This is a genomic window from Pseudomonas sp. 22526, from assembly GCF_052044735.1.
Classification (GTDB): Bacteria; Pseudomonadota; Gammaproteobacteria; order Pseudomonadales; family Pseudomonadaceae; genus Aquipseudomonas; species Aquipseudomonas piscium.
The window spans coordinates 63,989-84,835 of sequence record NZ_JBQENK010000026.1 but is presented as its reverse complement, the minus strand read 5'-3'; the positions used below and the strand labels follow the sequence as shown (position 1 = coordinate 84,835).

The following is a 20,847-nucleotide window of genomic DNA, read 5'->3' as shown; positions in this document are numbered from 1 at the left end:
CAGGTGCGCCGGCACCATATAGTCCGGCAGGCGGGCCTTCAGCGCCCGGCGCAGGGTTTCGCGGCAAGTCGCCTGGGCGGCGCTATCCGCGGCCACTGTCGGGTCCAGGGCAACGATGTAACCCACCAACTGCTTGCCGCTCGGCCCATCCTGGGCCACCACCACGGCTTCGCGTACCGCATCCTGCTCGCGCAGGCGCGCTTCGATCTCGCCCAGTTCGATACGGAAACCGCGGATCTTCACCTGATGGTCGACCCGACCCAGGTAATCCACCACACCGTCCGGACGGCCACGGGTCAGGTCGCCGCTGCGGTACACACGGCTGCCTGGAGCACCGAACGGGTCCGGGACAAAACGCTCGGCAGTCAGCGCCGGACGCTCCAGGTAACCGCGGGCCACGCCTTCACCACCGAGGTACAGCTCACCGGCGACACCGATCGGTTGCAGGTTCAATTGGGCGTCCAGCACATAACCGCTGCGGTTGCCCAGCAGTTCGCCAATCGGTGCATAGGCCGCGCCACATGGGTCGCCTTTGCGGGCTTTCCACAGCAGTGGCGTGACCACGGTTTCGGTCGGACCGTAACCGTTGAACAGGTAGGTCGGACGCAAGGCACGCCAGGCCAGGTCATAGCTGGACTGCGCCACGGCGTCGCCACCGAAACAATACACCCGTACCGCCGGTGGGTTGCCGTCACGTTCGGCATGCTCGGCCAGTTGTTGCAGGTACACCGGTGGGAACACACCGACGGTGACGCCATGGCGATGCATCTGCGCATAGGTGTGCTCCGGCAGCCACAGGCTGTCGTCGCGGATCAGTACCCGGGCACCGTTGATCAGTGGGTGCATCCAGCCTTCGTGGGAACCATCGAAGGCAAACGACATGAAGTGCAGCTCGCAATCCGCCGGAGTCATTTCATAACGTTCGCCGGTGGCGATGATGTGCGCCACCAGCGGACCGTGGGATACCGCCACGCCTTTCGGCATGCCGGTGGAGCCGGAGGTGTAGATCACGTAGGCGAGGTTGTCGCCGTCCAGGGCCACGTTCGGTGCGCTGTCGTCCTCCCCTGCCCAGTCCTGGGTGCGGTCCACCGCCAGACTGTCCAGCCCGTCCGGAATCGGCAGCTGTTGCTGCACCGCGGTATGGGTCAGCAGCAATTTGGCGCGGCTGTCCTGCATCATGTACAGCAGGCGATCGCGCGGGTATTCCACATCCAGCGGCACATAGACGCCGCCGGCCTTGAGTACCGCGAGGAAGGCCACCATGATTTCCGCGCTGCGCGGCATGGCAATCGCCACCCGCACCTCCGGGCCGACGCCACGGGCGATCAGGGCTCGGGCCAGGCGGTTGGCGCTGCGCTCCAGCTCGCCGTAAGTCAGCTGCTGCTCGCCAAAGATCACCGCCACCGCTTCCGGGTTTTCCCGGGCGCGATCAGACACCAGCTCATGCACCAGGCGCTTGGCCGAGAAGCCGGAGTCCGTGCGATCCCACAGGCTCAGGATCTGCTGCTGTTCGCTATCGTCGAGCAGCACCACTTGAGCAACACTCTGCTGTCGGTCGGCGACCATGCCTTGCAACAGGTTCTGCCAATGCCGGGCCATGCGCTCGATGGTCGCGGCCGCGAACAGGTCAGTGGCATAACTCAGGGATGCGCGCAACTCGGCCGGCGACTCCTCGATATCCAGGGCCAGGTCGAACTGGGCCACGCCTTCGTCCCAGGTCACCACCTCGATTTCCAGTTGCGCTATGGACTGCAATTGGCTGTCGGCCGAGGTCACGCGGTGGTTGAACATCACTTGGAACAACGGGCTGAGGCTCAGGCTGCGCTCGGGTTGCAGCGCCTCCACCAGTTGCTCGAACGGCAGGTCCTGGTGGGCCTGGGCTTGCAGCGCACGCTGCTTGACCTGTTGCAACAGCTGGGCAACCGTCATCTGTCCGTCGACATCGGCCTTGAGCACCTGGGTGTTGACGAAGAAGCCGATCAGCTGCTCGGTCTCCACCCGGTTGCGGTTGGCGATCGGCACGCCGACGCGGATGTCTTCCTGGCCGCTGTAGCGATGCAGCAGGGCCTGGAACGAAGCCAGCAACAGCATGAACAGGGTCACGCCCTCGCCCTGGGCCAGGATCTGCAGGTCCGCCAGCAGCTGCGCCTCCAGCCGCAGGTCCAGGCGCGCGCCACGGTGGCTCTGGATCGCCGGACGCGGGTAATCGAACGGCAATTCCAGCACCGGCTGTTCGCCGCCCAGCTGTTTCATCCAGTAGTCCAGCTGGCGCTGTTTCTCGCCGGCTTCCATCCACTGGCGTTGCCATACGGCGTAGTCCGCGTACTGGATCGGCAGCGCCAGCAATTGCAGATCCTGGCCTTGGCTGTAGGCGTCGTACAGGCGCACCAACTCTTCCACCATGACTTGCATCGACCAGCCATCGGAGACGATGTGGTGCTGGACCAGCACCAGCACATGCTCATCCTCGGCCAGGCGTAGCAGCTTGACCCGCAACAGCGGCCCCTGCTGCAAATCGAACGGCCGGGAAATCTCTTCCACCACCAAGGCCTTGAGGCTGGCCTCGTCAGTGGTCGCCAGGGCGATGTTGATAGTCGCCTCGGCGCGAATCACCTGCACCGTGCGCTGGCCATCCTGCTGCAGATGGGTGCGCAGGCTTTCATGGCGCGCCACCAGGGTGTCGAAGCTGCGCTGCAGCGCGGCCTGGTCCAGGCGGCCCTTCAGGCGCAGGGCGCTGGGGATATGGTAGGCCGCGCTCTGCGGCTCCAGCTGCCAGAGGAACCACTGGCGTTCCTGGGCGTAGGACAGCGGCAGCGGTTGCTCGCGACTGACTTCAAGGATCGCCGGAACCTCGCTGGCCACGCTGCCCAGTGCGTTGACGAAATCCCCCAGCAGCGGCTGTTCGAACAGGGTCTTCAGCGCGACCTCGATGCCCAGCGCCTGGCGCACCCGCGACACCACCCGGGTGGCCAGCAGCGAATGGCCGCCCAACTCGAAGAAATGGTCTTCCAGGCCGACCTGCTGTGCGCCCAGGACATCGGCCCAGATCGCCGCCACCTGTTGTTCTTTCTCGCTGACCGCCGGTACATGGCGCTTCTGCAGCAGGCTGGCGTCCGGTTTTGGCAGGGCCTTGCGGTCCAGCTTGCCGTTCGGCGTCAGCGGCATGCGCTCGAGGAACAGCAAATAGGCCGGCACCATGTAGTCCGGCAACGATTCGCGCAGGGCAGCCTTGAACCGCTCGCGCAGCGCCGCCTGGTCCGCTTGCGCGGTCACGCCATGAGTCACCAGATAGGCGATCAGTCGATCGTTCTCGGCCAGCACCGCCGCTTCGCGGATCTCGGCCTGGTCACGCAGGCAGCTTTCGATTTCACCCAGCTCGATACGGAAACCGCGCACCTTCACCTGGTGGTCGACCCGGCCGATGTACTCGACCACGCCGTCGGCGCGATAACGCGCCAGGTCGCCGGTGCGGTATACACGTTCACCCGCCGCGCCGAACGGATCGGGCACAAAGCGCTCGGCGGTCAGCGCTGCCCGGCCGTGGTAACCGCGGGCCAGGCCGACACCGCCGATCAGCAGCTCGCCAGCGGCACCCACCGGGCACGGCGCCAGGTCGGCATTGAGGATAAACAGCGAGGTATTGGCGATCGGCCGGCCGACAAAGGGCTGGGCGTCGAACAGACGATAGGCGGCCGACCAGATGGTGGTCTCGGTCGGGCCATAGAGGTTCCACACCGTGCCTTGCAGGTCGAGCATGCGCTGGGCCAGGTCGCTCGGCAGCGCCTCGCCGCCGCACAGGCACTTGATGCCGCGCAGCAGGGAACGACGCTCGCTGTCGAGCAGCATGCGCCAGGTCGATGGCGTGGCCTGGACCACGCTGGCCGCCTGGGCCTGCAGCAGGTCGAGGATCGCTTCCGGGTCCAGCGCCAGTTCCTTGTCACCCAGCACCAGGGTCGCGCCCACGCTCAGCGGTACATAAAGCTCCAGGGCGAAGATGTCGAAGGAGAAGGTGGTCAGCGACAGCATCCGCTCGTCACGGCCGATACTCAGGGTGTCGGCCATGCCGCTGGTGAAACTGCTCAGCGCCTGATGCCGGATCATCACGCCCTTGGGTTTGCCGGTGGAGCCCGAGGTGTAGATCACATACGCCAGATGCTCCGGCGACAGCACCAGGTTCGGGTTCTCGTCGCTGAACCCGGCGTCGGCAAGCGGCCCGTCCACCAGCAGCACCCGTGGGCCGCTCGGCAGTTGCAGGCGTTCAAGCAAAGGCTGCTGGGTCAGCAGCACCTGGGCGCGGCTGTCTTCGAGCATGAAGGCCAGGCGCTCGGCCGGGTATTGCGGATCGAGCGGCACATAGGCGCCGCCGGCCTTGAGGGTGGCCAGCAGGCCGACCACCATCTCCACCGAGCGCTCCAGCGCCACCGCCACCAGCACGTCCGGACCGACCCCGGCGTCCATCAGGCGATGGGCCAGGCGGTTGGCGCGGCGGTTCAGCTCGGCATAGGTCAGCGCCTCGCCGTTGCAGTGCAGGGCAATGGCCTGCGGCTGCGCCAGCACCTGGGCTTCGAACAGCTGATGCACGCCCTGGTCCTGTGGATAAGCGGTCGCCGTGGCGTTCCAGTGATGCACGATCTGCTGCCACTGCGGTTCGCTGAGCAGCGGTAAATCATCCAGGCGCGCCGAGGCCTGGGTGGTCACGGCCTGCAGCAGGTTCTGCCAGTGCTGCATCAGGCGTTTCGCGGTGGCCGCCTCGAACAGGTCGCTGGCATAGGTCAGCGAGGCCCAGAGCCCTTCGGCGGTCTCCTCGGTGTCCAGGTTGAGGTCGAACTGCGCGGTGTGGCTGTTCCATTGCAGGCCTTCCATCAGCAGGCCAGGCAGTTGCCGGGCGTTACGCGCGTCGCTCTGATGGTTGAACATCACCTGGAACAGCGGGTTGTGGCTCAGGCTGCGCTCGGGTTGCAGCGCCTCTACCAGTTGCTCGAACGGCAGATCCTGGTGGGCCTGGGCCTCCAGCGCGCGTTGCTTGACCTGCCGCAACAGCCCGGCAAAGGTCATCTGCGCGTCGATATCGGCCTTGAGCACCTGGGTGTTGACGAAGAAGCCGAGCAGATGTTCGGTCTCCACCCGGTTGCGGTTGGCGATCGGCACGCCGATACGAATATCCGCCTGGCCGCTGTAGCGGTACAGCAGGGTCTGGAACGCAGCCAGCAACAGCATGAACATCGTCACGCCTTCGCGCTGGGCCAGAGCCTTGAGCTGCTGTACCAGTTCCGGCTCCAGCGCCAGATCCAGGCGCGCGCCACGATGGCTCTGCAGCGCCGGGCGTGGACGGTCCAGGGGCAATTCCAGCACCGGCTGCTCGCCACCCAACAAGGTTTGCCAGTAATCCAGCTGGCGCGCCTTCTCCCCCGCTTCCATCCAGTTGCGCTGCCACAGCGCGTAGTCGGCGTACTGGATCGGCAGCGCCGGCAATTGCAGGTCCCGGCCCTCACTGTAAGCGGCGTACAACTGCACCAGCTCACCGACCATGATCTGCATCGACCAGCCATCGGAGACGATATGGTGCTGGACCAGCACCAGCACGTGCTCCTCCTCGCTCAAGCGCAGCAGGGTGACCCGCAGCAGCGGGCCCTGCTCCAGGTCGAACGGCCGGGCGATTTCCTCGTCCACCAGGCTTTCCAACCGGGCTTCGTCGGCATCGACCCGGCGGATCGCGACGGCCCCTTCGGCGTCGATCACCTGCACCGTGCGCTCGCCGTCCTGCAACAGGCGGGTGCGCAGGCTTTCGTGACGCGCCACCAGGCTGTCGAAACTGCGCTGCAAGGCGTCCTGGTCCAGGCGGCCCTTCAAGCGCAAGGCGCTGGGCACATGGTAGGCCGCGCTCTGCGGGTCCAGCTGCCAGAGGAACCATTGCCGTTCCTGGGCATAGGACAGTGCCAGCGGCTGTTGGCGATCCACCGGCGAAATCGCCGGCGCCGAGGCCCCGACGGAGCCCAGGGCACGGACGAAATCAGCCAGTACCGGCTGCTCGAACAGGGTCTTGAGTGCCACCTCGATGCCCAGCCCATGGCGCACCCGGGAAACCATCTGCGTGGCCAGCAGCGAGTGGCCGCCCATCTCGAAGAACTGATCGTTGAGGCCGACCCGCTCGGCCCCCAGCACCTCGGACCAGATGGCCGCGACCTGCTGCTCCCGCTCGCTAACCGGGGCGACCCAGTCGGCCAGGGACTGGCTGGCATCGGGCTTGGGCAGCGCCGAGCGGTCCAGCTTGCCGTTGGGGCTCAGGGGCAGATGGTCGAGGAACAGGATATGCGCCGGCACCATGTAGTCCGGCAACTCCTCGCGCAGGGTCGCCTTGAGCTGCTCGCGCAGCCCGCCCTGCTCCGCCTCCGGCAGCGGCTGGCTGGCCACCACATAGCTCACCAGCTGGTTGTCGGCGGCGATCACCAGGGCTTCGCGGACGCTGGCCTGGGCCAGCAGGCGCGCTTCGATTTCCCCCAGCTCGATGCGGAAGCCACGGACCTTGACCTGATGGTCGATCCGCCCGATGTACTCGATCACCCCGTCGGCGCGATAACGCGCCAGGTCGCCGGTGCGGTACAGGCGCCCGGCGCCGTCGGCGGCAAAGGGGTCGGGAATGAAACGGTGCGCGGTGAGGTCGGGACGGTTGAAGTACCCCCGGGCCAGCAGCGGCCCGCCGATCACCAGTTCGCCGGCTACGCCCACCGGCACCGGATTGAGGTTGGCATCCAGCAGGTAGATGGCGCGCCCGTCCAATACCCGGCCGATCGGCATCACCGGCGGCAACGGCTCGCTGCCGTCGACGTAACCGGCGCAGTCCAGCGCGGTGGCGGTGACGGTGGTCTCGGTGGGGCCATAGGTATTGAGCAGGCGCACATGGCCCAGGCCGGCGTCGCGCCAGGCGTTGAGGCCTTCCGGCGGCATGGCTTCGCCACCGATGTGCACCTGGCGCAGGCGCCCGTAGTCCCGCGGGCCACGGTCGGCGAAGTCGCGCACCAGCAGGTACCAGTAGGCGGTGGTCAGGTCGAGCACCGAGATCTGGTGCTCGATCAGTTGCTGGTAGAAGGTGTCGCTGTCCCACAGCTCGCCGCCGCGCACCACCACCCCGGCGCCACAGCACAGGGCCGGGTACAGCTGTTCGACAAAACCGTCGAAGTTGAAGGTGCCGAACTGCAACGCCCGGTCATGGGCCTTGAGTTCGAACAGCTCGATCACCACCTCGACATGCCGCGCCAGGGAAGCCTGGTCGATGCCGACGCCCTTTGGACGGCCGGTGGAACCGGAGGTGAACATCACATAGGCCAGGTTGCCCGGCTGTGCGCGGGGCGCCGGGTTCTGCCCGCTGTAGTCGGCCAGCCAGTGCGGATCCTGCTCCAGGCACACCAGGCTCAGGTCCTGGCTGATCGGCAGCTGCTCCAGCAGCGCCTGTTGGGTCAGCAGCAGTCGCAGGCCGCTGTCTTCGATCATGCATTGCAGGCGCTCGCGGGGGTATTGCGGGTCCAGCGGCACATAGGCGCCGCCGGCCTTGAGCACCGCCAGCAGGCCGACGATCATTTCCAGCGAGCGGTCCACCGCCACCCCCACCAGGGTGTCCGGGCCGACGCCCAGCTCGATCAGGCGATGGGCCAGGCGGTTGGCCCGCAGGTTGAGTTCGGCGTAGCTCATGCGCCGCTGATCGAGGATCAGGGCAATGTTCTCCGGCTGGGCCGCGGCCTGCTGCTCGAAGCGCTGCAAGACGCTGGCCTGGGCCGTCTGCGAGGCATGGGCCGGGTTCCAGTCTGCGAGCATGCGCTGCTGTTCGTGTTCCAGCAGCAGCGGCAATGCGCCCAGGGCCTGCTCCGGCGCTTCGACGAAACGCTGCAGCAGCGCCAGCAGATAAGCCGCCAGCCGCTGCACCGCGGCTTCGTCGAAGTCCGCCCGCAGGTATTCCAGGTTCAGGCTCAGGCGCTGCCCGCCGTGCACGGTGAGGGTCAGCGGGTAGTTGGTGCGTTCCTGGCTGCTGACCCCGCTGAAGCGCAGGCCGGCTTCGCTGGCCTGTTCCAGGCTCTTGGCCACCGGGAAGTTCTCGAACACCACCAGGGTGTCGAACAGCGCCTCGCCGGCGGAGCCCGCCCAGCGCTGGATATCGAACAGCGGCGTGTGTTCGTGTTCGCGCATTTCCAGGTTCAGGGCCTGCACCGTCCGCACCCAGGCACTGACGCTCTGGGACGGCGGGGCACTGACGATCAGCGGCAAGGTGTTGATGAACAGGCCGACCTGTTGCTCGACGTCCGCCAGTTCCGCCGGACGCCCGGACACCGTGACCCCGCAGGCCACGCTGGCCTGGCCGGTGTAGCGTTGCAGCAGCAGGAGCCACGCCGATTGCACCAGGCTGTTGAGCGTCACTTGATGGGCACGGGCAAAGGCGTTGAGGCGAGCGGTCTGGGCTTCATCCAGTTCGCAGAGCCACTCGCCGTGCTCACCCAGCGCCGGCTGCGCGGGCCCCTTGGCCACGCTGCGGGCCAGGTGCGACGGCTCGTCCAGCTGCGCCAGGCGCCCGCGCCAGAAGGCCTCGCCCACGGCTGGGTCCTGCCGTTGCAGCCAGGCGATATGCTGGGAAAAGCCCGCCCCCACCGGCGGCAATGCCTGGCCCTTGCAGGCTTGCAGCACCTCGTTGAGCACCAGGGCGTTGCTCCAGCCATCCATCAGGATGTGATGGCTGGTGTACAGCAGGTGCCAGCGGTCCTCGGCGGTGCGCACCAGCACCACCCGCAGCAACGGCGGGCGCGCCAGCTCGAAGCCCTGCCGATGCTGCTCGACCGCCAGGGCATCGAGGGCCGCCTCCAGGTCCTGGCGTTCACGCCAGTCGTACTCGATGAAAGGCAGCGTCACCTGGCGGTGGACCACCTGCAGGGCCTGGCCCTGGTCGTCCTGCCAGACAAAGCCGGTGCGCAGCATGTCATGCCGCGCCAGCACCTGTTCCCAGGCGCGCTGGAACTGCGCTACGTCCAGGCCCTGGACATCGGCGCGCAACTGGCTGACGTAAACGTCGCCCTGATCCTGTTGGTACAGGCTGTGGAACAGCATGCCCTGCTGCATCGGCGACAGCGGGTACAGGTCCTGCACCTCGCGGGACGGCAGCGCCAGATCGTCCAGCTGCTGCTGGGTCAGGCGCGCCAGGCTGACATCGGCCGGGGTCAGGCCGCCATGGCGCGGGTCGAGGCAGTGCTCGATCAGCGCCAGCAGTTCCTGGCGGTAGTCGTCCACCAGGCGCTGGATGGTCGCCGTCTCGAACATCTCGCGGCTGAAGCCCCAGCTCAGGCTCAATTGGCCGCCGTAGACCTGCCCTTCGATCACCAGCCAGTTGGCCAGTGGCGCCAGGGGGTCCTGGGTCTGCCCGGCCTTCTCGGTCGCCGGCACCAGCAAGGCCTCGGCATCGAACTGACGGTCGAACTGCCCCAGGTAGTTGAAGGTGACGCGCGGCTGCGCCAGTTGCGCCATGGCCTCACGACTGGCGTCAGCACCAAGGTAACGCAGCAGGCCGAAGCCCAGGCCCTTGTCCGGCACCGCGCGCAGTTGTTCCTTGATCGCCTTGATCGCCGCGCCGGGTTCTGTAGCCGGGCGCAGGTAAACCGGAAACAGGCTGGTGAACCAGCCGACGCTGCGGCTCAGGTCGAGGTCGCTGCCCAGGGTTTCGCGGCCGTGGCCTTCCAGTTGCACCAGCGTGCCTTCGGCGCCGGTCCAGCGCCCCAGGGTACGGGCCAGCGCGGTGAGCAGCAGGTCGTTGATCTGGGTGCGGTAGGCGGCTGGAGCCTGTTGCAGCAACTGCCCGGTGCGCTCGGCATCCAGGGTCAGGGTGATTTTCTGCTCGTGACGGTTTTCCAGGGCAGCGCCTGGGCGGTCGGCGGGCAGCTCGGCGACCTGGGTCGGGATCTGCGCCTGCCAGTAATCCAGTTCGGCGCCGCGCTCGGCAGCGGCGTCATGCAGGTGCGCGGACCAGGCCTGGTAGGAACTGGTGCGCGGGGCCAGCGCCTGCTCGGGCTGGGTGTACAGCTGCTGCAGGTCTTCCAGCAGCACGCGCCAGGACACGCCATCCACCGCCCAGTGATGGATCACCAGCAACAGGCGCTGGCTGCCGTCGGCCAGGTTGACCAGCAAGCCGCGCAGCAGCGGGCCCTGTTCCAGGTCCAGGCTGCGTTGCGCGGCTTCGCAGAGCTCGCTCAGTTGCTCCGCATTGGCCGCTTCGCGCTGCCACAGCAGATCGTCCACCGCCTCGGCATAAGCCTGTTGCCAGCCGTTCCCTGTCTGCCGCACCCGCAGGCGCAAGGCGTCGTGATGGGTCGCCAGACGCGTCAGCGCCTCGGCCAGGCGTTCGCCATCCAGCGGCTGGCGGGCCTGCAGCAACAGCGACTGGTTCCAGTGATGCCGCTGGGGCACCGGTTGCTCCATGAACCAGTGCTGCACCGGGGTCAACGCCAGCTCGCCGCTGGCCGGGCCCTGGTCGATCACGCTCTGGCTCTCGAACACCGCCGCCAGCGCCAGGCTGCGCACCGTCTGGTACTGGAACAGGTCCCGCGGGCTGAGGCGGATGCCGGCCTGGCGGGCGCGGCTGACCACCTGGATCGAGATGATCGAATCGCCGCCCAGTTCGAAGAAGTTGTCTTCCAGGCCGACCTGCTCCAGGCCCAGGACGTCGCACCAGATCGCCGCCAGGGCTTTCTGCGTCGCATCTTCGGGAGCGATGAAGGCTTGCTGCGATGCAGCTTCGGGCAGCGGCAGCGCCTTGCGATCGAGCTTGCCGTTGGCGGTGACCGGCAGTTTCGCCAAGGGCATCAGGTACGCCGGCACCATGTATTCCGGCAGGCTGCCCAGCAGCCAGGCCTTGAGCTCCTGCTGCCAGGTGGCGGCCGGCGCGGCATCTTCCAGCACCAGATAGCCCACCAACTGCTTGCCGCCCTGCACCAGCACCACGGCTTCGCGCACCAGCGGGTGCTGCATCAGCCGGGTCTCGATTTCGCCCAGTTCGATGCGCAGCCCACGCAACTTGACCTGGTGATCGAGGCGGCCGAGGTATTCGATGACCCCGTCGGCGCGCTGGCGCACCCGGTCGCCGGTGCGATACAGGCGCGTGCCGGCCTCGAACGGGCTGGTGACGAAACGCTCGGCCGTCAGCCCCGGCCGGCGATGGTAACTGCGGGCCAGGCCGGCGCCACCGAGGTACAGCTCGCCGGCGACACCGGCCGGCACCGGCGACAGCTCGGCGTCCAGCACATAGGTGCGCAGGTTGGCGATCGGACGGCCGATGGGCACGCTCTGGGCGCCCTCGTCGACACAGGTCCAGTGGGTCACGTCGATGGCCGCTTCGGTCGGGCCATAGAGGTTGTACAGGCAGGCAGCAGGCAGCTTGGCGAACACCTGCTGCTGGGCGTCCAGGGGCAAGGCTTCGCCGCTGCAGACAATGCGCTTGAGGCTGGCGCAGGCCTGCACGCCCGGCTCGTGGATGAATGCCTGGAGCATCGACGGCACAAAGTGCAGGGTGCTGATGCCGTGCTTGACGATGGTTTCGATCAGCAGCGCCGGCTCGCGATGGGCGCCCGGCGCGGCCACCACCAGGCGCGCGCCGGTCAGCAGCGGCCAGAAGAACTCCCAGACCGACACGTCGAAGCTGAACGGGGTCTTTTGCAGCACCGAGTCGCTGCCGTTAAGCCCATAGGCGTCCTGCATCCAGCACAGGCGGTTGACCAGCGCGGCGTGGCTGTTGCCGGCGCCTTTGGGCTTGCCGGTGGAGCCCGAGGTGTAGATCACGTAGGCCAGGTTCAACGGCCCGGTGATCGGAGCCAGCGGCGCTTCGCTGTAGCCGTCCAGCCAGTCCTGGTCCTGATCGAGGATCATGACCTTGACCGCCTCGGTCGGCAGCACCGGCAGCAACGCGCTTTGCGTGAGCAACAGGGCGATGCCGCTGTCTTCGATCATGTAGGCCAGGCGGTCCAGCGGGTATTCCGGGTCCAGCGGCACATAGGCGCCGCCGGCCTTGAGGATCGCCAGCAGGCCGACCACCATGTCGATCGAACGCTCGACACAGATACCCACCAGCACATCCGGGCCCACGCCCTGCTCGCGCAGCAGGTGCGCCAGTTGGTTGGCGCGGGCGTCGAGCTGGGCGTAGCTCAGTTCGCGCTCGGCGAACACCAGGGCCGGTGCCTGCGGCGTGCGTTGCACCTGCGCTTCGATCAACTGGTGAAGGCAGTGCTCGACCGGGTAACGAACCTCGGTCTGGTTCCATTCCAGCAGCAGTTGCTGTTGTTCGGCGGCGGCCAGCATCGGCAGCTCGCCGACCCGTTGCGCGGTATCGGCGACCATCGCCTGCAACAGGCGGGTCCAGTGCTGCGCCATACGCTCGATGGTGGCGGCGTCGAACAGGTCGTTGGCGTAGGTCAGCGCGGCCTGCAGCTTGCCGGACTTCTCGAAGGTGTCCAGGGTGAGGTCGAACTGGGTGGTGCGGCTCTGCCACTCCACCAGGCCCAGTTCCAGGCCCGAGGCGGTACTGACCGCGCTGATGTCGGCGACTTGCGGCTGGTGGTTGTACATCACCTGGAACAGTGGGGTATGGCTCAGGCTGCGCTCCAGTTTGAGCGCCTCCACCAGTTGCTCGAACGGCAGGTCCTGATGGGCCTGGGCGCCGAGGGCCGCTTCCTTGACCTGTTGCAGCAACTCGCTGACCGGTGTCTGCCCGTCCAGCTGGGTACGCAGCACCTGGGTGTTGACGAAGAAGCCGATCAGCCCTTCGACTTCCGCGCGGTTGCGGTTGGCGATCGGCACGCCGACGCGGATGTCGCCCTGCCCGGTATAGCGGTGCAGCAGCACGTTGAAGGCCCCGAGCAGCAGCATGAACAGGGTCACGTTGTGCTGCCTGGCGGTGGCGCGCAGTTGCTCGGCCAGGGCCGGCTCGATGGCGAAGTCATAGCGGGTGCCGCGATAGCTGGGCAGCGCCGGGCGCGGATGGTCGGTGGGCAATTCCAGCACCGGGTGCTCGTCGCCCAATTGCGCCTGCCAGTACTCCAGCTGCCGCGCCTGCTCCCCGGCTTCCAGCCAGCGGCGCTGCCACAGGGCGTAGTCGCTGTACTGGATTGGCAAGGCCGGCAATTGCGGCGCTTCCTGCCGCTCATGGGCGTCGTAGAAACGGATGAACTCGTCGATCAGCACATTCATCGACCAGCCGTCGGAAACGATGTGGTGCAAGGTCAACAGCAGCACATGTTCCTCGGCCGCCAGCTTCAGCAGCTTGACCCGCAGCAGCGGCCCGCTGCCCAGGTCGAAGGGCAGCAGCGACTGGCGCTGCGCCTCGTCCGCGACCGCCCGCTCGCGCGCGTCGGGCGCCAGGACACTCAGGTCCACCGATTCCACGGGCACCGCGGTCTCGACCGCCACTTGCTCCAGGCGCTCGTCGGCATGGCGTTTGAACACCGTGCGCAGGGTTTCGTGGCGCGCCACCAGGCTGGCGAACGCCTGCTCCAGGGCCGCCAGGCTCAGGGCGCCACGCAGGCGCACCGCGCCCGGCAGGTTATAGGCGCCGCTATGGGGGTCCATCTGCCAGAGGAACCACATGCGGCGCTGGGCATAGGACAGCGCCTGGCGATCCTCGGCGGCGATCCCGGCCGGAATCGGAAACAACGAAAAGTCGATGTTTTCCGCCCGCAGACCATCGAGGAACAACCGCCGCTTTTCCAGCGGCAGCTCGATAAATCGACTGGCGAGTTTCAGGGACTTTTCAGCATTCATCAGGCTTCATCCGTACATGTTGGGTATCGAGCATTGGCTCGGCTATCCCTACGGAACGGATGGGCCGGGGGAAAAATTAACCCCCGCGGCAGCGCGCCAGACCGCGGCCCGCCGTTAAATTCCCCGGATGGCGACTCGTCAAAAGAGGACCATCACTTTCCACACAAGGTCGCGATCATGTCCTCTGCAACCTCACTGGCCAGCTCGCTGGCAAACGGCTTGCGCAAACTGGTCGGCGCGGGCAGCAACCAGCCGCGCGCCTACCGCCTGATCAATGTCCAGCTCAAGCAACGGATCAATCTCAGCCCCTGCATGGCGCGCTTCGTGTTTAGCGGCGAGGACGTCGCCCACACCCGCACCCTGGCGCCGGACCAGCGCATCAAGCTGCTGTTTCCCGCCGCCGACGGCCTGCCGCCCGAATTGCCGCGCATCGGTGACTGGCACGCGGCCCGGCGCAAGCTGCCGGCGGCACAACAGCCGCCGATGCGCACCTACACCATCCGCGCCCTGCGCGCCGAACCCGCCGAGCTGGAAGTGGACTTCGTGCTGCACGGGGTCAGCGGCCCGGCGTCGCGCTGGGCGACTCACGCCAAGGTCGGCGACCGCCTGCAAATGGCCGTGCCCAATAAAGCCTTCAGCGGCGACCCCGGCGGCTATGAATGGCAGCCACCGGCCGACATCCGCAAGGTCCTGCTGATCGGCGACGAAACCGCGCTGCCGGCCATCGCCGGGATTCTCGAAGACTTGATGGAGTACCCGACGCCGCCCGACGTCCAGGCATTCATCGAAGTGCCCCACGAAAGCGATTGCCTGGCGCTGCGCCACAACCACCAGACCCGCCTGAGCTGGCTGCCCCGCGACGTGCTGGGCGCCAGCCATGGCGAGGCACTGCTGCACGCCGCCCGGGAACTGGCCGAGCTGCCCGCGCCGAGCAAACACCAGCGCGCCCTGAAACCCCAGGAAAACAGCGATGACCTGCGCCCCTGGGATTCGGCCACACCGGCGGACAACAGCTTTTATGCCTGGATCGCCGGCGAATCGGGCACGGTCATGAAGATCCGCCGGCACCTGATCAACGAGCGCGGCCTGGAACGCCGCAACCTGGCGCTGATGGGCTACTGGCGCCTGGGCCGTTCGCTGGAATAAGCGCCTCTACACACGCAAAGACCCAACGCCAGGCGTTGGGTCTCGATGGTCGCGATACCGCCCTTTCAACCCGTCAGCGCCACCCGCTGGGCATGCCGACGCCGATGGGGCTCGAGGTGATCCTTGATCATGCGCAGCACCTTGGCTTCGTGCTCATGAATGAAGAAGTGCCCACCGGACAGCATGTCCACGGAGAAGCTGCCGCTGGTTTCCCGACGCCAGGCCATCAACTGCTCGGTGCTGGCCCGGTCGTCCTTGCCGCCCAGCACATGCACCGGGCACTTGAGCGGGGCGCGCTGCTGCGGACGGAAACTGCCGCACAGCAGGAAGTCGGCGCGCAGCACCGGCAGGGTCAGGCTCATCAACTCCTGGTTGGCCAGCACCTCTTCACTGGTGCCATTGAAGGTGCGCAACTGTTCGATCAGTTGGGCATCGGTTTTCGGCTCGGCCAGGTCGCGGTCGTATTCGCTGCGCATGCTCGGCGCCGCGGTGCCCGAGGCGAACAGCGCCACCGGCTCCGGGCCTCCCAGCTGGCGCAGGGCATAGGCCATCTCACACGCCAGCAACGCCCCCAGGCTGTGGCCGAACAAGGCGTAAGGCGCCTGCAATGTGGGCAAGTGTTCCCTGGCCAGCTGCCGCGCCAATCCCGCCAGATCGGTCTGCAAGGCTTCGCCAAAACGCGCGCCCCGCCCCGGCAGTTCCACCGGCTGCAACTTCAGCCAGTCGGGCAGTTTGTGCCGCCAGCGGCTATAGACCATGGCGCTGGCGCCGGAATACGGCAGGCACAGCAGCGTCAGCTGGGTCACTGTGTTCCCCTTGAAAAAAGTGATGGTAAAGACTGGACGAGCCACCTGGCCGGCAAATTAGTAGCCACACCACCACCGACCTGTAGGAGCGAAGCTTGCTCGCGATAAACCTGAGAGCGCCGCGTTTANATCCAGCCAATACATCGGTATCGTTAACGACCATCGCGAGCAAGCTTCGCTCCTACAGAGGATCACGCCACCCGTCCCCATAAATTTCCCGGCACAACCTTCGTTCCATTGGCAGATCAAACCAACCAACAAGAGAGATCGCCGTGGACGTGCAGAGCATTCTGTGTCCACCTGGCTGTCGGTGAATTTCCGGATCAACTCCGGGCGCGGCCGGTAAGGCTCAGGCGACCGCCGGCTGGCCGCGGGTCAGCCGGCGGCAACTCTGCACCGCCGCCCCCAGCACCACCACTCCCGCCGCCAGCGCCACCCAGAAGCCGCTGCGCGCGCCAAAGGCATCCACCAGCCAGCCGGAACTGGCCGCGCCGATGGCCACGCCGATGCTCACCCCGGTGACCAGCCAGGTCAGGCCCTCGGTGAGCTTGGCCGGCGGAACTATGCTCTCGACCAGGGCCATGGCGACGATCAGGGTCGGGGCGAAGAACAGGCCGGAGACGAACACCGCCAGGGACAGGCCAAGGATATTGCTCGCCATCAGCAATGGCAGGGTGGTCACGGCGGTGGCGATGCCGCCGTACATGAACAGTCGCGGCAGCGGGATATTCAGTTTCAGCGCGCCGAAGGCGATACCCGCCAGGCAGGAACCGATGGCGTACACCGACAGCACGATGCTCGCCGCCGCGGGTTGCCCCTGCTGCTGGGCGAAGGCCACGCTGACCACGTCCACCACGCCGACGATCATGCCCATGGCGATCATCAGCAACACCAGCAGCTGCAACTCCAGCGAACGGATGATCGACGCGTCGTGCCGGGCCTCATGGGGATGCACCGGTGGCTCGGTGGCCCGTTGCGCCACCAGCGCGGTGACGCCGATCGCCAGCATCAACAGCGCCGCCAGCGGCCCGGCCTCGGGGAAGGCTGCCACGCACAGCCCCACCGACAACGGCGGGCCGAGGATAAAGCACACCTCATCGAGCACCGATTCCAAGGCATAGGCGGTCTGCAACTGTGGCTGGCCGCGGTACAGCTCGGTCCAGCGGGCACGGACCATGGCCGGTATGCTCGGCATGCAGCCGGCCAGGGCAGCGAACAGGAACAGCGTCCAGTGCGGCGCCTGCAAACGGGTGCACAGCAGCAACGCCAGCAGCGCCCCGCCGCCCAGGCCGGCGGCGATCGGCAGCACCCGGCCCTGGCCGAAACGGTCGACCATGCGCGACACCTGGGGCGCGCAGAAGGCCGTGGCCAGGGCGAAGGTCGCCGCCACCGCACCGGCCAGGGCGTAACCGCCCTTGAGCTGGGCCAGCATGGTGATCAGGCCGATGCCGGTCATCGACATCGGCATCCGCGCAATCATCCCCGCCACCACGAAAGCGCGACTGCCGGGGGCTTTGAACAGTTCGCGGTAAGGGTTTGCCATCGTCATTACACCTTGTTTGAGGCTTGCCAGAAATGCACCATGGAGGAAAAATACATACGGCGCGTATGTGAGAAAGCATGAGAACATACGCGGCGTATGTCAATCCATGTATCAGCTGTGTGAGTGCCCGCCATGAGCCCGCGTCAACGCGCCGAGATGATCGAAGAAACCCGCAGCAAACTCATCGCCAGTGCCCGCCAGGCCTTTGGCAGCCTGGGTTATGCCAACACCTCGATGGACGACCTGACGGCCGAGGCGGGCCTGACCCGTGGTGCCTTGTATCACCATTTTGGCGACAAGAAAGGCCTGCTGGCAGCGGTGGTGGAACAGCTCGACGCGGAAATGGACCAGCGCCTGGAGGCGATCTCGCGCGGCACCGACGACCTCTGGGGCGCCTTCGTCCAGCGCTGCCGCACCTACCTGGAAATGGCCCAGGAAGCGGAGATCCAGCGCATCGTCCTGCAGGATGCGCGCGCGGTACTCGGGGACCTGACCAACGCCAGCGAGGAGCAGTGCGTACTGTCCTTGAGCGGCCTGCTGGATGAATTGATGCAGGCCGGCCTGGTGGTCAACGCCCCCAGCGAAGCCCTGGCGCGCCTGATCAACGGCAGCCTGCTCGATGCCTCGCTGTGGATCGCCCGGGACGAGCATCCGGGGCAACGATTGCAGCAGGCGCTGGCCGGGCTGGAGGTGCTGCTGCAGGGCTTACGGGTGCGCTGAGCTTGCCCCCGTAGGAGCGAGGCTTGCCCGCGATAGAGGCGACGCGGAATGTCAGGCGCACCGCGTCATCCTTCATCGCGCGCAAGCTGCGCTCCTACAGAAGCCCACGCAAGCACCCCACCATCCCGTAGGAGCGAGGCTTGCCCGCGATAGGGGCGACGCGGAATGTCTGGTGCATTGCNGCGTCATAGGTCATCGCGGGCAAGCCTCGCTCCTACAGAAGACGAGCCGTTCGCGGCAACGGCGGTTTGCGGGCAGAATAGGCCGCCCGGCCCCTCAAGGATTCCCATGCGCCAGGTACTGCTGATCATCGATGTACAACCCTCGTTCAACCCGCCGGAGTGGCTGGTGAACGACATCAACGCCCTGCTCGGCCAGCTGCCCTCGGTGGCCACCGTCGAGCGCCATGACGAAAGCCAGACCCCCTTCTTCCGCCAGCTCGGCTGGCACCCCGCCGCCGATGACCACAGCCTGGTCGCCGCCGACCGCATCTTCATCAAGCACGGTTACGCCCCCACGCCGGAAACCATCGCCTACCTGCGCAGCCTGGCCCCCGAACGCGTGCTGGTCTGTGGCATCCAGACCGACACCTGCGTGCTCGCCGCCGGCTTCGCCCTGTTCGACGCCGGCCTGCAACCGACGCTGATCACCGACCTGACGGTGGGCTCGTCGCTGGACCGCAGCGGCCAGCTCGGTGGGCGGCTGTGGCAGCATCATTTCAAGCACATCACTACCAGCGCCGAGCTCACCTTCCTGTAGCCCCAGACTGAGATGTGAAGCATTCGTCAGCGCTTGATGCCGTCAGGGATGAAGTCCTGGCGCGACACTGGCCAGGCACGCAGATTGAGCTAAGGTTGCTGCTTTCCCTGTCGCCGGGTCCGTCATGAACAGCTCGCTCTCTGTCCAGTACATCCAGACACCTCGCCTGCATATCGCCTACGAACACCACGGCCCCGCCGACGGCGCGCCGGTGATCCTGCTGCATGGCTTTCCCTACGACCCTCGCGGCTACGACGAGATCGCCCCCGAGCTGGCGGCGCGCGGTTACCGAGTGATAGTGCCGTACCTGCGCGGCTACGGGCCGACCCGTTTCGTCAGCCCGGACATCCCGCGTTCCGGGCAACAGGCGGCGCTGGCCCAGGACCTGCTGGACCTGATGGATGCCCTGGAGATCCCCCAGGCCGCCCTCGCCGGTTTCGACTGGGGCGGTCGCGCCGCTTGCATAGTCGCGGCCCTGTGGCCGGAGCGGGTGCGTTGCCTGATGAGCGCCGACGGCTACAACATCCAGGACATCGCCCGCTCGACCCAGCCGCGGCCGCCCGAGACCGAGCACCGGCTCTGGTATCAGTATTATTTCCACACCCAGCGCGGGGTGGACGGCCTGACCGCCAACCGCCGTGAACTGTGCGAACTGCTGTGGCAACTCTGGTCGCCGACCTGGGATCGCGGCCGCGAACTCTACGGCCTGAGCGCGCCATCGTTCGACAACCCGGACTTCGTCGCGGTGGTGATCCACTCCTACCGGCATCGCTTCATGTACGCCCCGGGCGACCCGAGCCTGGAACACATCGAGCGGGCCCTCGCGCAGCAACCGCCGATCCGCGTGCCGACCATCTCGCTGTGCGGCGGCGCTGACGGGGTCGGCCCGGCGAGCGAAGAGGATGAAGACATCGGCCTGTTCACCGGCCCTTACCAGCGCCGGATCTTGCCCGGGGTCGGCCACAACGTGCCGCAGGAAGCGCCGCACGCCACCTTGCAGGCGTTGCTGGAACTACTGGAAGCCTGACTCCGCCTCGGGCGAAAAACGCTCCCGATACGCCTGCGGCGTCACACCCACGAGCCGCAGGAAGCTGCGGCGCAGGGTTTCTTCGCTGCCGAAGCCGCACTGCACGGCGATGCGCTTGATCGGTACGCCGCTGTCGCCGAGCAGGCGCCGGGCGCTTTCCACACGGATCTGTTCGATGGCCCGGGCCGGGGTCTGGCCGGTGTCGGCGCGGTAGTGGCGGACAAAGCTGCGTTCGCTCATGCCGGCCTGTTCGGCCAGTGTCGGGATATTCAGGTCGCGACCGAGGTTTTCGGCGATCCAGGCGTGCAGGTCGTCGAAACGGCTGCCCTGTTTTTGCAGGGCCAGGGTCGCGCTGAATTGCGACTGGCCACCCGGGCGTTTGAGGAACACCACCAGTTGTCGGGCCACGTCCAGCGCCATGGCGTGCCCCAGATCTGCCTCCACCAGCGCCAGGGCCAGGTCGATCCCGGCGGTGACGCCGGCCGAGGTCCAGACCGGCCCCTCGTTGATGAAGATCGGGTTGGCCTCCACCCGCAAGCGCGGATATTGCCGCGCCAGTTGCTCGCAGCGGGTCCAGTGGGTGACCACCCGACGGCCGTCGAGCCAGCCGCTGGCGGCCAGCAGGAACGCCCCGGTGCACACCGACGCCACCCGCCGTGCCAGCGCTGCCTGCTGGCGGACCCAGGCCACCAGCGCCGGGTCTTCGGCCGCGGCGTACACGCCCCAGCCGCCGGCGATGATCAGGGTGTCGCAGGGCGTGCCCGGCGCCGGCAAGGGCTCGGCCAGCAGCACCAGCCCGGCCGAGGTGGTCACCGGCCCGTCGCCCGCGGCGATCACGCTCACCGCGTAGGGCAGCGGCAGGCCTTTATGCCGCGCCAGGTCGTTGGCCGAAGCAAACACCTGCAGCGGGCCCGTGACGTCGAGCACCTGGGCGTTGGCGAAAGTCAGTACATGAACGGTTCTGGCAGTCTGGGGCATGGTTGGCGTAAATCGTGGGCAGGTTGGCGTATTCGCCAAAGCCTAGGGCGCTAGAGTCGAACCGTCCAGCCGCATGAGCGCGGACACCT

At 67.0% G+C, this 20,847-nt stretch carries 8 protein-coding genes; 4 read left to right on the top strand and 4 right to left on the bottom strand.

Translation table 11 applies throughout. The features are described 5' to 3' along the window. On the bottom strand, positions 1-13,779 hold a 13,779-nt coding region (locus tag ACTJKT_RS28580), incomplete at its 3' end, for a non-ribosomal peptide synthase/polyketide synthase (protein WP_440789710.1). A 177-nt stretch (positions 13,780-13,956) separates the two neighbouring features. Between ACTJKT_RS28580 and ACTJKT_RS28575 the strand changes: the two genes are divergently transcribed. Further along, complete coding sequence (locus ACTJKT_RS28575; RefSeq protein ID WP_440789708.1) at positions 13,957-14,925, top strand: siderophore-interacting protein; 969 nt, start codon at positions 13,957-13,959, stop codon at positions 14,923-14,925. A gap of 65 nt (positions 14,926-14,990) precedes the next feature. Here ACTJKT_RS28575 and ACTJKT_RS28570 read toward each other — a convergent pair whose 3' ends face one another. Further along, positions 14,991-15,731 (bottom strand): thioesterase II family protein, encoded by a 741-nt coding sequence (locus tag ACTJKT_RS28570; RefSeq protein WP_440789706.1) that lies wholly within the window; start codon positions 15,729-15,731, stop codon positions 14,991-14,993. A gap of 349 nt (positions 15,732-16,080) precedes the next feature. Further along, positions 16,081-17,274: an MFS transporter gene (locus ACTJKT_RS28565; RefSeq protein ID WP_440789704.1), complete on the bottom strand. Its 1,194-nt coding sequence runs from the start codon at positions 17,272-17,274 to the stop codon at positions 16,081-16,083. 132 nt (positions 17,275-17,406) lie between these two features. Here ACTJKT_RS28565 and ACTJKT_RS28560 point away from each other — a divergent pair, with 132 nt between their 5' ends. The 3 genes from ACTJKT_RS28560 to ACTJKT_RS28550 all read left to right on the top strand — a co-directional run bounded on the left by ACTJKT_RS28560 (position 17,407) and on the right by ACTJKT_RS28550 (position 19,780). Further along, positions 17,407-17,994 (top strand): TetR/AcrR family transcriptional regulator, encoded by a 588-nt coding sequence (locus tag ACTJKT_RS28560; RefSeq protein WP_440789702.1) that lies wholly within the window; start codon positions 17,407-17,409, stop codon positions 17,992-17,994. 288 nt (positions 17,995-18,282) lie between these two features. Further along, positions 18,283-18,753: a cysteine hydrolase family protein gene (locus ACTJKT_RS28555; protein WP_440789700.1), complete on the top strand. Its 471-nt coding sequence runs from the start codon at positions 18,283-18,285 to the stop codon at positions 18,751-18,753. A 124-nt stretch (positions 18,754-18,877) separates the two neighbouring features. Beyond that, the gene (locus ACTJKT_RS28550; RefSeq protein WP_440789698.1) at positions 18,878-19,780 is read left to right on the top strand and encodes an alpha/beta fold hydrolase; all 903 of its coding nucleotides are present in this window, start codon (positions 18,878-18,880) and stop codon (positions 19,778-19,780) included. On the opposite strand, the gene ACTJKT_RS28545 is transcribed toward ACTJKT_RS28550, so the two are convergent. After that, the gene (locus ACTJKT_RS28545; protein WP_440789696.1) at positions 19,766-20,758 is read right to left on the bottom strand and encodes a GlxA family transcriptional regulator; all 993 of its coding nucleotides are present in this window, start codon (positions 20,756-20,758) and stop codon (positions 19,766-19,768) included. The two genes, ACTJKT_RS28550 and ACTJKT_RS28545, sit on opposite strands and share 15 nt — an antisense overlap. Between the last annotated feature and the right edge of the window lie 89 nt (positions 20,759-20,847).